Annotated in this window: 14 protein-coding genes; 9 read left to right on the top strand and 5 right to left on the bottom strand. The window is 42.7% G+C overall.

Going from position 1 to position 14,084, the window contains the following annotated elements; translation table 11 throughout:
* Window positions 1–67 precede the first annotated feature (67 nt).
* From A3775_RS07010 to A3775_RS24590, 3 genes are all read right to left on the bottom strand, one after another.
* Complete coding sequence (locus A3775_RS07010) at window positions 68–655, bottom strand: molybdenum cofactor guanylyltransferase (RefSeq protein ID WP_066424549.1); 588 nt, start codon at window positions 653–655, stop codon at window positions 68–70.
* Window positions 656–664: 9 nt separating this feature from the next.
* Window positions 665–2,722, bottom strand: coding sequence for a thioredoxin domain-containing protein (locus A3775_RS07005; RefSeq protein ID WP_066424342.1), 2,058 nt, complete (start codon window positions 2,720–2,722; stop codon window positions 665–667).
* Window positions 2,723–2,875: 153 nt separating this feature from the next.
* Window positions 2,876–3,031, bottom strand: coding sequence for a hypothetical protein (locus tag A3775_RS24590; protein WP_197480105.1), 156 nt, complete (start codon window positions 3,029–3,031; stop codon window positions 2,876–2,878).
* A 133-nt stretch (window positions 3,032–3,164) separates the two neighbouring features.
* Between A3775_RS24590 and A3775_RS24585 the strand changes: the two genes are divergently transcribed.
* Together A3775_RS24585 and clpP are read left to right on the top strand one after the other, a co-directional pair.
* A complete protein-coding gene (locus A3775_RS24585; protein WP_197480104.1) occupies window positions 3,165–3,374 on the top strand; it encodes a hypothetical protein in 210 nt (69 codons plus the stop codon).
* Window positions 3,352–3,966 (top strand): ATP-dependent Clp endopeptidase proteolytic subunit ClpP, encoded by a 615-nt coding sequence (clpP, locus tag A3775_RS07000; RefSeq protein ID WP_066378128.1) that lies wholly within the window; start codon window positions 3,352–3,354, stop codon window positions 3,964–3,966. The genes A3775_RS24585 and clpP overlap by 23 nt, the downstream gene beginning before the upstream one ends.
* Before the next feature lie 50 nt (window positions 3,967–4,016).
* Here the strand turns inward: clpP and A3775_RS06995 are convergent, their stop codons facing one another.
* On the bottom strand, window positions 4,017–4,841 hold the full coding sequence (locus tag A3775_RS06995; protein WP_066378132.1) for a hypothetical protein: 825 nt from the start codon (window positions 4,839–4,841) through the stop codon (window positions 4,017–4,019).
* Window positions 4,842–5,734: 893 nt separating this feature from the next.
* Between A3775_RS06995 and A3775_RS06990 the strand changes: the two genes are divergently transcribed.
* From A3775_RS06990 to A3775_RS06980, 3 genes are all read left to right on the top strand, one after another.
* Window positions 5,735–8,089, top strand: coding sequence for a ribonuclease R family protein (locus A3775_RS06990; protein ID WP_066378135.1), 2,355 nt, complete (start codon window positions 5,735–5,737; stop codon window positions 8,087–8,089).
* Between the two features lie 17 nt (window positions 8,090–8,106).
* A complete protein-coding gene (locus tag A3775_RS06985) occupies window positions 8,107–8,727 on the top strand; it encodes a flavin prenyltransferase UbiX (RefSeq protein ID WP_066378138.1) in 621 nt (206 codons plus the stop codon).
* Window positions 8,728–8,878: 151 nt separating this feature from the next.
* Complete coding sequence (locus A3775_RS06980; RefSeq protein ID WP_066378142.1) at window positions 8,879–9,583, top strand: hypothetical protein; 705 nt, start codon at window positions 8,879–8,881, stop codon at window positions 9,581–9,583.
* Window positions 9,584–9,591: 8 nt separating this feature from the next.
* Here the strand turns inward: A3775_RS06980 and A3775_RS06975 are convergent, their stop codons facing one another.
* Window positions 9,592–9,786, bottom strand: a complete 195-nt coding sequence (locus A3775_RS06975) for a hypothetical protein (protein ID WP_066378145.1) — start codon at window positions 9,784–9,786, stop codon at window positions 9,592–9,594.
* A 970-nt stretch (window positions 9,787–10,756) separates the two neighbouring features.
* Between A3775_RS06975 and A3775_RS06970 the strand changes: the two genes are divergently transcribed.
* The 4 genes from A3775_RS06970 to A3775_RS06955 all read left to right on the top strand — a co-directional run bounded on the left by A3775_RS06970 (window position 10,757) and on the right by A3775_RS06955 (window position 14,072).
* Window positions 10,757–11,287, top strand: coding sequence for a shikimate kinase (locus A3775_RS06970; protein ID WP_066378227.1), 531 nt, complete (start codon window positions 10,757–10,759; stop codon window positions 11,285–11,287).
* A gap of 152 nt (window positions 11,288–11,439) precedes the next feature.
* A complete protein-coding gene (gene argB / locus A3775_RS06965; RefSeq protein ID WP_066378152.1) occupies window positions 11,440–12,339 on the top strand; it encodes an acetylglutamate kinase in 900 nt (299 codons plus the stop codon).
* A gap of 215 nt (window positions 12,340–12,554) precedes the next feature.
* Complete coding sequence (locus A3775_RS06960; protein ID WP_066378230.1) at window positions 12,555–13,073, top strand: hypothetical protein; 519 nt, start codon at window positions 12,555–12,557, stop codon at window positions 13,071–13,073.
* A gap of 219 nt (window positions 13,074–13,292) precedes the next feature.
* Window positions 13,293–14,072 carry a DUF3153 domain-containing protein gene (locus A3775_RS06955; RefSeq protein WP_369817212.1) on the top strand — a complete coding sequence of 260 codons (780 nt, stop codon included), beginning with the start codon at window positions 13,293–13,295 and terminating at the stop codon, window positions 14,070–14,072.
* Window positions 14,073–14,084: the final 12 nt, after the last annotated feature.

The raw sequence follows: 14,084 nt of genomic DNA, 5'->3' as shown, positions 1-14,084 counted from the left end.
ACTGTATTTAAAATTTATAAAGGTAAAAATTTTTACATTTATCTGTCGTGAGGAGAAAGTTTGATTTTTAATCTGTGAGCAAAGCCCAATCTTCTGGGGTGTTGCAATTAAACAGTATAGACGGTGCTGGTAAGGGTAAAATGTGTACAGGATAATGCTGAAGCCACTGTTGGAACGATCGCCCGCCTTGATTGATAAACTCTAATAGTTGCGCTAAACAGCGACGGCGATAAAAACCACACAAGGGTTCCCAGCCTTTTGAGTGTTGAGTTAAAGTTGCGATCGCCTCATCTTCTACATTATCCAATTCAGCCGCCCAAGCTTGCAACACCTCAACCCGCAATTTCGGTAAATCACAAGCTAGTAGCAACACCCACTCAGTTTGTACTTGTGTCAAACCTTGAGCAAAACCAACTAAAGGCCCCTGGGATGAGGTGATAGGGACTTCTGGAATAAATTGGCTATGGGATAAGTCTAAGTGTTGATAGCGTTCTGGCCAAGGTGTGACTACATAAACAGTCTCAGCACAACTCGCCGCTACACTACACACCCTCTGCAATAATGGTACACCTTCCCAGGTCAGCAAAGCTTTATCCTCACCCATCCGAGAACTTTTACCACCTGCTAAAACAATAGCAGTGAGAGTATTTTTCATCTGCATCAACTAACCTCTATTTTGACTCTGCTGCACTTGCTCTAACATTTGCTCGATACTTTCAGAGGGAGCAAGACATTTTAAACCTTGACAAACTAAACCAACACTACCTGCTGGTAAATTAGATACCACACTAAACACAGCCGTTGGTAGATATTTCGGTATTAAAAGCTTGATTTGCTCCGTGGTACTACGAATTAAAGTACAGTTATGATACCAATCTAACGCCGTGAATAAACTGGGACAAGCTTGGGGTGCTTGTTGCATTACACTATTAAAAGCCTTTAAACCTTGTTCGGCTAAATCGAGATAATGCAGGTCGTCCGTGAGCAATGCTAGACGCACTAAGTTAGCGATCGCCACTCCGTTGGCTGATGGTGTAGCATTATCAGCATAGCTACGTTCCCGCACGATTAAATCTTGACTTGCATCACTAGCTGTATTAAAATAACCGCCTAATTCTACACTCCAGAGAAATTCATTAAACTCAGTTTGTAGAGCGATCGCCTTTTCTAACCAAAACCTCTGCTCAGGAACACAAGTCTGTAAATCTAACAAAGCCTTAATAAACAGCGCATAATCTTCAGACTGTGCGATAATGCTCGGCTTACATTCATAATTTAGTCGATGGAATCGTCCATTCACAAACTGATGCTCTAAAATAAAATTCGCTGCCCGTGTTGCCATCTCAAAATACAACGGTTCTTGGAACACTGCCGCAGCCCTTGCCAACCCCGAAATCATCAAACTATTCCAAGCTACAATCATCTTAGTGTCTGTAACTGAAGGAATGCGTCCCGGCCAATTCAGAGTTTTAGCTTCTTGATTATCACGCGCTGGGGGAAAAGTTTCTAAAGCATCAGGTGCAGTACCATAACGAGCCGTAAACAATTTATCTAAGGCCGTTTCGACAGTTGTACTTAACAGCCCTCGATTACGTCTTTGCAAAACATTCTTACCTTCAAAGTTACCATTAGCAGTAACAGTAAACTCCTGTTGTAATTCTGCTAATTCTGTCGGTGCTAATAATGCTTCTAGCTCAGTGTAACTCCAAACGTAAAAAGCTCCTTCCTCCGGTTCAGTTTCCCCAGGATTACTAAAACTATCAGCATCTTGAGCCGCATAGAAATAACCTTGTGGTGCTGTCATTTCCCGTTGTAGCCATTCGATAGTACCAGCTACAGCCCTAGTAAATGCCGGTTCTTGTATTCCCGCGCTCCACAAATTCGCCAGAAACTCGACAATCTGACCATTATCATAGAGCATCTTTTCAAAGTGCGGGACTGTCCACGTAGGGTCAACCGTGTAGCGATGGAAACCTCCGGCTACATGGTCATAAATGCCGCCCAAAGCTAAATCTAGCCCGCGCTGAGTGCAAATTTCCTGACTATTATAGGGAGATGAGAAATTAAATCTAGTTCCCCGCAGAGCTAATTCTGTGTAGGGAATCATCGGAAAACTATTACCATACTGATTAGGGGTAATAATTCCCGTGCTAGTTTCCCAACCGCGTCGCAGTAATTCCTGTGCTTGTGCTGCTTGTGTAGCGTCAGTTTGTAAAGCCGCAGCAGTGAGGAGAGATTGCAGAATTACAGCCTTGCGATCGCGTAAATCTTCTTTTTCTGTATCATAATAGCGGCGCAAAGCTTCCAGCACTTGCAAAAAACCAGGACGGTTGTAGCGTGGTTCTAAAGGAAAGTAAGTCCCAGCATAGAACGGTACTAAATCTTCTGGTGACAGAAACACATTTAAAGGCCAGCCACCTTGACCACTCATCATCTGCAAAGCTTGCATATAAATGCTATCAATATCTGGTCTTTCTTCCCTATCTACCTTGATAGGCAAAAAATTAGCATTCATATACTCAGCTACAGCCAAGTCAGAAAAAGCCTCACCTTCCATCACAGTACACCAGTGACAACTGGAATAACCAATAGACAGAAAAATCGGTTTATTTTCTGCCTTTGCAGTTGCAAGAGCTTCATCACACCAAGGCCACCAGTCAATCGGGTTTTCGGCGTGTTTGCGTAAGTAAAGACTCTGAGCGTGAGCAAGGCGATTAGTCATAGCTGAGATTCGGTAGTTGCCTTCTTAGCCCAGTTTACCTGTTGTCAGTGTTTACCTCAATGTCTGAATATATATCTCCTAAGAAACACATTAAGTAAGGAGGGAGTGAGGAGTCGGGTGGAAAAAGTTGTTTTAACTTGTTGGTGAGCGTGGTTAATTGCGAGAACGCAACAACATACTAATGATTTGTGCTGGCGTTTCCGTTGAGGGTGAACCCGCCCTGGTTTGCAGTCTCGTATTGGGGCTGAGTCCTGCAATAATATAAAGTAAGAAAGTTATGATGGTGGCTTGCACAAGTCTTTTTGGCATGGCAGGTCTCCCTCAGTTGATAGCATTGCTAGTGAGATTGGCGAATTTAACTACACCTCGTACTCTGGGTTTATCGGATTTGTGAGAAATAACCAGCATAGTCAATTCTTTAGACGTACTCTCACTATAAAAAGTGCCAATCAGGATTTTTGGCATCTACCAAACCATAGAAGAAATGACCTCAGCTTGGGATGAGGCGGCTCAACACCCCATAGTCAGGTCTGATTTTTCCTCTATTCCCTATTCCCTATGGCCTATTCCCACCCAGAAAGGTGTTGTCCTCGATAAAATAGTATTCAAAATAGCTACAAGCACGCTGCATGACTATTCCTATCGTCATTGAACAATCGGGTCGCGGTGAACGCGCTTTTGATATTTACTCTCGCCTGTTGCGTGAGCGGATTATCTTTTTGGGTCAACAAGTTGACAGTAATTTGGCTAACTTGATAGTTGCCCAATTACTGTTTTTGGATGCTGAAGACCCAGAAAAAGATATTTATTTGTATATAAATTCTCCTGGTGGTTCTGTGACTGCTGGCATGGGTATTTTTGATACCATGAAACAGATTCGCCCTGATGTTTGTACCATCTGCACCGGATTAGCTGCCAGTATGGGAGCATTTCTCCTCAGTGCTGGTACTAAAGGCAAGCGGATGAGTTTACCCCATTCGCGGATTATGATCCACCAACCTTTAGGCGGCGCACAAGGTCAAGCTACTGACATCGAAATTCAGGCGCGAGAAATTTTATACCACAAACAACGGTTAAATGATTATTTGGCCGAACACACAGGTCAGCCCATTGAGCGCATTGCCGAAGACACAGAACGTGATTTCTTTATGTCGCCAGATGAAGCCAAAGAATACGGCTTAATTGACCAAGTGATTGACCGTCACTCAGCAGGTAGTCGTCCTGTAGCAGTTGTAAGTCAATAATCACTTTATCCTTAACCCCTCCCTGTCAGTAAGGAGGGGAATTGACTAATTTAAAACCCGGCGATGGGATCAGGCTGAGATTCTAGGTATTTGAGGAAACTGTGCAGTTCTTCCTCTGTAAGTAAAGTCCGCCCTCGTTTACCGTAGGTTTTAATTAAATACTCTCTACCCTGTTCTGGTGTCCAGCCTAGGCGTTGCAGTTCGACATCGGTTTTGGCTATGACATCAGATAAATCTACAGGTTCAGCTTTTTTCTTTTTCTTGCCTGGGCTGGGTAAATTAGTCACGTTTTCTGGGGTATTGTAGCTACGGGGTGTAAAGGGTGTGACATTACTAGCTGTGACATCAACAGAGGAAGCAGTATCTAGCTCTCTAGCTGACATCATTTGCAGGTCTTCGCTGGCAGGATCATATTCTGGTTCTTGGTAGCTAGTCGCAGGTAAACTGGGACTAAATTCTTGACTTGGGGTGTCATTTATGCTATGGCTACCTGCATGAGTTGTAGGGGAAAAGCGGTTGATGGTATCTTGAGTGCGATCGCTCGTCTTTGACCATTGATTACTACCAAAATTACTGTCTTGAGGCGTAGCATAGCCAGGCTGATTGACAACAGAATTCACCTGTATTGGAGATACCCCTTGAGCAGTCCCGGTTACGGATGTTTGGGGGGTGTTTGTCATTCCCAACACCATCAATGCTCTAGTTCTGGCTTGGTCTTCTGCTGCTTCTATGGTTTCAGCTGCTGCCATACCCGTCGCACGGGTGACACCTTCAATGATAACACTTGCCCTGACGACATATTTACCTTGAAAAATTTGCACTAATTCAGCAATTAAACTGCCGTTGGGATACAAGCTCTGGAATTGAGCCAACATCATCTTGCCACCAATATAAATCTAAAGAATCAGGGGTGTGAAGTAATTCAAAATTTAGCTAAGAACAATACCCACCCTATAAAAATTGCTAGCGATAAAGCAAAGCACCCTAGGCCCTGGTGTTGCATAGTTATTTTTACCTATGACTACCACCGGAAATTTTGGGGAGAAAAGCAGATGATCATCTGTCTCGGATGTCCCAATTTTAGCAGTAGCTTTTGACAAGACTAATTTCGCGCTTTGGTAGATTAACTCTCAGTGGCGTGACTATTAATGCTATACTATTTACCCAATTCGCTCTTCAGAACTATTTTCTCGAAGTGCGCTCTAAATCTACAATAATGGAGATAAGGTTCGCCCTCACTGCTTGTTAAGCTGCCACCCAATTGTTACTGATTCTACGTATGGGCAAATGGGTTGATTCGGCAGTTTCTCCTAGTAAAAAATCAGAGTCTGATGGCGTAAAAGTACCTTGAAGCTAGACAATCAAACACCTGTGTTTTTCACGATGTACCGCTTTTTTGGGTAATGTGGAGAGTTCTCCCCACCCAGAAATCAAAGCCATTGGCGTGATTACTATTGTGAAAACAATTGGCATCAGGCGTAATCTATGAGTTTGGTGAGGTAAAGGGACTCCAACGCAGGTTAACTCTGAAATTGTCGTGCAGTGAGAAGTTCGTAACGGATGTACTCCTCCGGAGAAGCAAGCTAGCAAGAGCGTCTGGTTCACAAGCATCTTCCCGCTAGGGTGGGCTAGCTTCTTTGACTGGAACTTCGGGAACCCTGACTTAGGGTATTTCGTTTCCAGCTAATATACTGTAGGCCGTGAGGGTGTACAACACAGTACCAGATTCAACAAACAATGACGTTTTGACCAAAGGTCGGTTCACTGCATGGAATTTTCAATCGCTACACTCCTTGCCAATTTCACCGATGATAAATTGGTAGCTCGCAAAGTTTTGGAAAAGAAACTAGGATGCGAGGATGAAGATAGTTTAGAAAAACTCCACATTACTTTGGAGGTATTGGAGAAAATCGGGCTGTTGGTGAAGGAACGGGGTAAGTATCGCCGCATTACAGAAGAAGGACTGATTGAAGCCAAGCTACGTTGTTCGAGTAAAGGCTTTTGCTTTGCTATCCAAGATGTCGAAGGGGCAGAGGATATTTATATTCGGGAAAGTCATTTAAGTAATGCCTGGAATGGCGATCGCGTTTTAGTCCGAGTTCTCAAAGAAGGTAGTCGTCGCCGTTCTCCCGAAGGCGAAGTCAAGTTAATTTTAGAACGTGCCAATCATACTTTACTAGCACGGATTAAACAGGTAGAAGGGGGTTTCCGTGCTGTTCCCTTAGATGATCGTCTGCTGTTTGAACTGAAACTTTTAGTTAATGGCATGAAGTTAGAGGAAGCCCTCGATCACCTGGCCCATGTAGAAGTGCTACGCTATCCTCTAGCCCAATATCCGCCCCTAGGGAGAGTCGTGCAAATCCTCGGCAGCGATGCCGAAGCCGCAGCTGATATAGATTTAGTTACCTGTAAACATGATTTGTCCCGGACTTTCTCAGAGTCAATATTAGAAGCAGCATCAAAGTTACCCAAAAAGTTACTGAAAGCAGACCTGAAAAACAAACTAGATTTACGTAATTTATTTACTATTACGCTCACAGAAGTAAATAATGATCCTCATGTAGTAGAAAATGCTTTCAGTTTAACCAGAACCGTTTCCGGCAATTGGCAGTTAGGTTTTCACATCGCTGATGTCTCTCATTATGTGCAACCTGATGAAGCTTTAGACAGAGAGGCGATTAAACGTGGTAGATCAGTTTATTTGGGTGACTTAGTATTACCTATGTTACCGGATGCTGTAGCTGAACGCTGTTCATTAGTGCCGAATAGCGATCGCTTGGCAATTTCGTTTTTAATGACTTTCTCTTCTCAGTCAGGTGAGGTTTTAGACTGGGAAATTCAACCCAGCGTTATCCATGTAGATACATCCGTCACCCAAGAACAAGCCGAAGCAATTCTGGAAGGAGAAGTCATCAAAGAATCCCCAGAGGTAATTGAACTACTACATAATTTGTACAGCATTTCTAAGACTGTGAGAAAAACCCGCCTTGCCCGTGGTAGCTTGCAGTTAAATTTACCCTCAACTCAAAACCCCTATTTTGATGAAGGAATTTTGGGGGCGGTAGTTATGGATGATTCCCCGGTGCGATCGCTATTTACAGAATTCGTACTCTTGGCGAATCAACTGATGGCACAACATTTGAGTGCTTTAGGCATTCCGGCAATCTGGCGCACACAAGGTACACCGGATGCAGAAGATGTGCAGGAAATGTTGAAGTTAGCGATTAACTTGGGTGTAGAACTAGGACTAGAATCAGAAGTAGAAATTGAACCTTTAGATTATCAACACCTGATCCGGGCGTTTGCTGAATCTCCCTCAGAGCAAGTGTTGACTTATCTGTTGCAAGATACCCTCAAGCCAGCAGTTTACAGCACTACCAAGGGTAATCACTTTGGTTTAGCACTACCGCAATACATCCACTGTACTGCTCCCTTGCGACGCTATCCAGATTTACTGATGCAAAGAGTGTACTATCAGCTACTAGAACACGGACGCGATCGCCGTAATACCCGTGTGAAAGAACGGGTAAACCTGCGTCACTCCTCTAGCCACGAGGAAATTAACTGGAACGTCCTGCCGCCAGAATTACAACAGGAACTACAAAGCGAATTAACAAGGGTAATTGTCCAAATCAACGATAGGGAAAAAGAAGTTCAAGAAGCCGAAGCCGATTTAGCCGGACTACAAAAAGCCCAATTAATGAAACAACGCATTGGGCAAGTGTTCCAAGGTGTGATTACTGGCGTACAATCCTACGGTTTCTTTGTGGAAATTGAAGTACCAATCACCGAGTCCGAAACCGCAGGTAGTCCTGGCGTACCTTTACGGGTAGAAGGATTAGTACACGTTAGTTCCCTCAAAGATGATTGGTATGAGTACCGCGCTAGACAACAAGCACTGTTTGGCCGGAAAAATCGCGCTTCTTATAGATTAGGCGATCGCGTCGCTGTCCAAGTCAAAAGTGTCGATTACTATCGCCAGCAAATAGATTTAGTCACCGTAGGTAATGATGGTTTAGCCAAAGGTTTAGGTATGGGTGGTGTCAATGGTGACACGGCGGATATCTACCTCAGAAACGAACTTGAACCAGATGATTTAGAACCTTATGCTGAAGATGAGTAAATTTTTATTAAGCAACGGTGACAAATCATAACAAACCCTTAATTATCGGCGTATCAGGAGCATCTGGACTGATTTACGCCGTTCGTGCCTTGAAATATCTGCTGGCGGCAGACTATGAAATTGAATTAGTAGCCTCTAAATCAACATACATGGTTTGGCAAGCCGAACAGGAAACTCGGATGCCATCAGAACCAACCACACAAGAACAATTCTGGCGAGAACAAGCTGAAGTTCCCCTTGCAGGTAAACTGCGCTGTCATCCTTGGAGTGATGTGGGAGCAAATATCGCCAGTGGTTCTTTTCGTACCTTGGGGATGATTGTGATTCCTTGTAGTATGAGTACCGTGGCAAAGTTAGCAGGAGGCTTGAGTTCCGACTTATTAGAACGGGCTGCCGATGTCCAAATCAAAGAAGGACGCAAGTTAGTCATCGTCCCCCGCGAAACTCCTTTTAGCCTAATTCACCTACGGAACTTAACTACCTTAGCAGAAGCCGGAGTCCGGGTTGTACCCGCCATACCGGCTTGGTATCACCATCCTCAAACTATCGAGGACTTAGTTGATTTTGTAGTGGCTCGCACTTTAGATCAACTGGATATTGATTGCATACCCATTCAACGCTGGCAGGGAAGTAAGTAAAAAGGTAAAAGTAAATATGAAAGAGGGAGTAGGGACAGATCAATTCAAAATTCAAAATGGGGGACGGTTGACTAGGTAAAAGTTCTTCTCCCCTGCTTCCTCGGCTCCCTCGGCTCCCTCGGCTCCCTCGGCTCCCCTGCTTCCCTTACTTATGACTTTAATTCGTTTAATTCTTTTAATCGCAATCATGGGAGGACTAACACTTTTGTTAGTCCAAAATTGGTCGCCTGTTTTATCCCTAGTATTTCTAGGTATGCGTAGCCAGCCGATACCCCTGGCGATGTGGATTTTGTTTAGCACAGCTGCTGGTGCTGGCACATCTTTATTAATCACCAGCTTGTTTAATTTATCTAATTATTTTGGGGGAACACCACGCCAAAGCCCCTGGAAATCAACTACCAATTCTCGACGTACTACCGCTAGCCGCCAACCAGAATTTACACGTCCGCCATCCAATTCTTCACAGGCAGCTAGTCAAACGGAGTACGCCACTAATAACGAGTTTGATGATTGGGAAACCCCTAATCATCAAGACGATGATTGGGATGTGGCAGAACAGCCACCGAAAGCACCTCAACCCAGTTCTCAAGCTCAGTCATTTCAAGATTCTGCTACCTACGAACGCCCACAACAGCCCAAAAGTGGTTCTCAGTCTGGCTCTTTTTATTCTTATAGTTACCGTGAGCCAAAAAATACTGCCGCAGGTAAGACAGAATCAGTCTATGATGCTGATTACCGAGTGATTATTCCCCCCTATCAACAACCAGCCAAAGATGTAGCTGATGATGTAGCCGATGATGATGACTGGGGATTTTTTGAAGATGATGATTGGGAAGATGATCAATCTTCCAAATAAAGCTAGACTTATGCAATGCCGCAGCGTTCGCGAGATTCTTGCTTGACTATACCGTTCATAGCAGCTTCTTGCAAATTCATAAAGGCGTTAAAATCTTCTAGGTCATACTGAGTAGTTAACAGATGCCGTAGTTGATTTTCGGCTTCTATCGTTAGATAGCCAGTTACTAAAGCTTGTTGCACAACGTCACGAATTCGAGTCATGGTTGATGCCTCATTACACACCACATTAAATTAATCTGGTCTAACGACCGTAAGATATGCAGTATTATTTATGCCTCAACCTTCCAAGTCACCAAATTTTTTAAGAGTTTGAGAAATTGAGTCATTTTTCACACCTTGAGATGCAATCATTTATTGATAGAGTTTGCCATAACTAAAGTTGACAATCGTCATATCGTGCTGTATCAAACTGCGTAATTTGCACTAAAAAACCGCGCTACTCAGGTTAGAGTTATCCTAGTTGTGGTTGACGGCAAGTTTACGCTTAAAGTTTCCAACAAGTTGTATGAATTTTCCATTAAGTCTAACCATAACCAATTAATCTCTACTACGTCAACTCACAAAAGTTAGGAAATTAAAGAGAAAAAAATTGATTCTTGATTACTTCTGACTTACACAGAAAATTATTAATCTATTGCCTAAGTGACATTAAATACATAAACAACAGATAAATATACTAGCTACTTTGAGGAATGGGATTGTAGCTATTGATATTAGACGTTTTCAGGGAAAACAGAAATCGCAAAAATTAAACAGTCGCCTATTGTTAATCTTGGGCATGGGTGGGATTGGAAAAACAGCCTTTTGTGCGAAGTTAGACAAAAGATTCCAGAAGAATTTGATTATGGTATTTGGCGATCGCTACCCCTTTCACCTACCCTAGAGGGGATATTAGCTCAAATATCAGCAGAAATAATACACTAGGATGCTAGTCCAAACTCTCACACAGATGAATCTCAGAAGTAATAGATTTATTACCAAGCAAGCTGGCAAGTTCTTTCAAACATCAGCATTGATGGAGTATACAACTAAGTAACTAATATAGGAAAATTTTTATAGGAAAATTTTATGTGTTGAAATAGAAGACTGCTGATTTATGCAGTCACCTGGGACAACACAACACCAAAACCAAGCCGAAGAAAGTCGTCTAAAAACGGAGTTTGAAAGTAGAGTGAGTAGTTTGTTGCAAGGAGTTAACCTATACCTAATTGGGATGATGGGATCTGGTAAAACCACAGTAGGGCAATTACTAGCAAAACAATTAGGTTATGGGTTTGTGGATACCGATGATGTAATTGTCCAAGCCGGGAAAAAATCTATTAATCAGTTATTTGCGGAAGAAGGCGAAGCAGCATTTCGTCAGTTAGAAAGTGATGTGTTAGCGCAAATTTGCGCCTATACTAAGCTGACTGTCGCTACAGGTGGGGGTATTGTGCTGCGGCGCGAAAACTGGAGTTACTTGCATCACGGTTTAATTGTCTGGCTAGATGTACCTGTGGAGTTACTTTATACCCGTTTAGCTGAGGATAACACAAGACCATTATTGCAAGATGCTGATCCTCAAGGTAAACTGCGATCGCTCCTCGAACAACGCACACCACTTTACGCCCAAGCAGATTTACGAATCTCTGTGGTTGCGGGAGAAAAACCAGAACAAATTGCTGACAAAGTAATGGCGGCTATTCCCAGTGTGTTGAAATAGTCATTAGTCATTAGTCATTAGTTATTAGTCAACAGTCAACAGTCCCCAGTCCCCACTCAAGAGTCAAAAAGAAGATATGTAATCAAAGATTGTGGCGGGTGGAAAAGTCTTCTACACTGACTGCATAAGTATGTAAGTCTCAACCTCTGTTCATGATGGTCAACGATACTGATTACATCAGGCAAACTGAAGCGACGCGGGTACGAGTGCTAAGTGAAGCACTACCTTATATTCAACAATTCGCCGGTCGCACTGTTGTTGTTAAATATGGTGGTGCTGCTATGAAAGACAGCACCCTCAAAGACAAAGTTATCCGCGATATTGTCTTTTTATCCTGCGTTGGCTTACGACCAATCTTAGTCCACGGTGGCGGCCCAGAAATTAACAGTTGGTTAGATAAACTGGGCATCGAACCACAATTTAAGAATGGTTTACGTGTCACAGATACACCCACAATGGATGTTGTGGAAATGGTGCTGGTAGGTAGAGTTAATAAGGAAATTGTTGCCTTAATTAACCAAGCTGGTGGTTTGGCTGTCGGGCTGTGTGGTAAAGATGGGAACTTAATTACTGCCCGTCCCCAAGGTCAAGAAGGTATTGGCTTTGTAGGAGAAGTCAGTAATGTTAATATCAAAATTCTCGAAACTCTGGCTATTCATGGCTATATTCCTGTAGTTTCTAGCGTTGCAGCCGATGAAACGGGACAAGCTTATAACATTAACGCCGATACAGTAGCCGGAGAAATTGCCGCCGCTTTAGGGGCAGAAAAGTTAATTTTATTGACCGACACCAGAGGTATTTTAAAAGATTATAAAGACCCTTCCACTTTAATACCCAAAGTAGATATTCGGGAAGCGCGGGAGTTAATTTCTAATGGGATAGTCAGTGGCGGAATGATTCCCAAAGTCAATTGTTGTGTGCGATCGCTTGCTCAAGGAGTACGTGCAGCCCACATCATCGACGGACGTATTCCCCACGCCCTATTACTGGAAATCTTCACAGATATCGGTATCGGGACAATGATTCTCGGTTCTCAGATTACTTCCGGTTAGGGGAGATGAGGAGGATGAGGGAGATGGGGGAGATGAGGAGGATGAGGGAGTAGGGGAGGTAGGGGAGGGTGGGGAGATTTTTCCCCAGAATTCTTTAATTTTGAATTTTGAATTTTGAATTTTGAATTGATTTGTCCCCAGTCCCCAAGAAAGATATCAACAACATTCACAGCCTTGGCAAAATGAAAGCAGTGCTGATTGGTGAGTAAACAGTGGTGAGTACAGAAAGTTTAGAATTAGCTAGAACGAGATATCAAGCAGGTAAAATCGCCTTTGAAAATGGCAAATATCGTGAATCTGTCGAAAATCTCGAAAAAGCAAGGGCTTTATTAGAGCGTAACTCCCGTTTGGGTGGCGAAGTTGATATATGGTTAGTGACAGCCTATGAAGCATCTGGACGTACAGAAGATGCGATCGCACTATGTCAACAACTCCGTCGTCATCCCCACTCAGAGACTCGTGAGCAAGCCCGCAGATTAGTTTACATTCTGCAAGCACCAAAGCTAAAACGTCCCAGTAATTGGATGACGGAAATTCCTGATTTAGCTGCACTCTCTGATAACGAAGCCAAAATCCGTATAGCCGCCAAACCCCGCAAATCTCCCGCCCGCAAACCTGCTGAAGTTGAATTTGTTGATTTGAGTCAGGTTAATACTAAAGACAATCGCTTTATCTGGGCGGCGTTAGTTGCCATTGGTTTGACGATTTCTTACTTGGTTTGGCAAGGACTATAAAATTCAAAATACCCTACGGGTGAATCCTACGGATACGCTGCGCGAGCGCGGTAGCGTCTCGTAAGAGAAGCAAGCTACAAAATTCAAAATTCAAAACTAATATTTGTTGGGCTTGTGTCAACAATGACTAGAATATTGATTTTTCTCTGAGGAGCATATTTCATGAATTATTCTATGTTGACAAGATGGTTAATGGCGTTAATTAGACCATTGCAATTAATGTTAGTAAAATTGTATGGTCGCAAGATTATGCCATTTATCTTGTTAATATCGCTGCTATTATCTGGTTGTGTAAATTATGATGTAGGGGTGAATTTTCACAACTCTAATAGTGGTGAATTCGTACAGCATATCAAAATAGGAGAAAGGCTGACCAGCTTTAGCGGTGATTATGTATATGAATGGTTAAATAGTATAGAAAAACGCGCTCGCAGATTAGAAGGTAAGACTAAGCGTATTTCTAACGAGGAAATTGTGGTAACAATTCCTTTTACTAATGGTCAGGAATTACAAACTAAATTTAATGAGTTCTTTAATTCTAATCATCAGCAAAAGACTAAAGGTGAACCAGCAGAATATAACTCGGAATTACCCAAAATTGAGTCAAACTTTCTCTTGTTCCAAAACAATTTTTTATTAGTAGTACGCAACAAATTAATTTATGATTTAGACTTGCGATCGCTTACCTTAATTTCTAGCAAAGGTAATGTTTTAGCTGATGCTGGTTCTATTCTCAATTTAGAATTTGGGTTAAACACTCCTTGGGGTGCTAAAAACATACCAGTCACAGAAAATGCCATCGTACCAGAGAAACAAGGTAATCAATTAGTCTGGCAACTCCAACCCGGTGAACTCAACCACATAGAAGTGGTATTTTGGCTACCTAGTCCTTTAGGAATTGGTGGCTTATTAATTATTTTGTTGGTTTGGGGTGGCATATATCTCAGATATACTTTTATGCCTGATCCCAAATTACAGTTTGCGCCTAAAACTGAGTAAAGACGCGAGGAA

This window comes from Anabaena sp. 4-3, from assembly GCF_001597745.1.
In the GTDB taxonomy this organism is placed as follows: domain Bacteria; phylum Cyanobacteriota; class Cyanobacteriia; order Cyanobacteriales; family Nostocaceae; genus Trichormus.
Note: the sequence above shows the minus strand (reverse complement) of the source record. Positions and strands in the feature narration are given on the sequence as shown.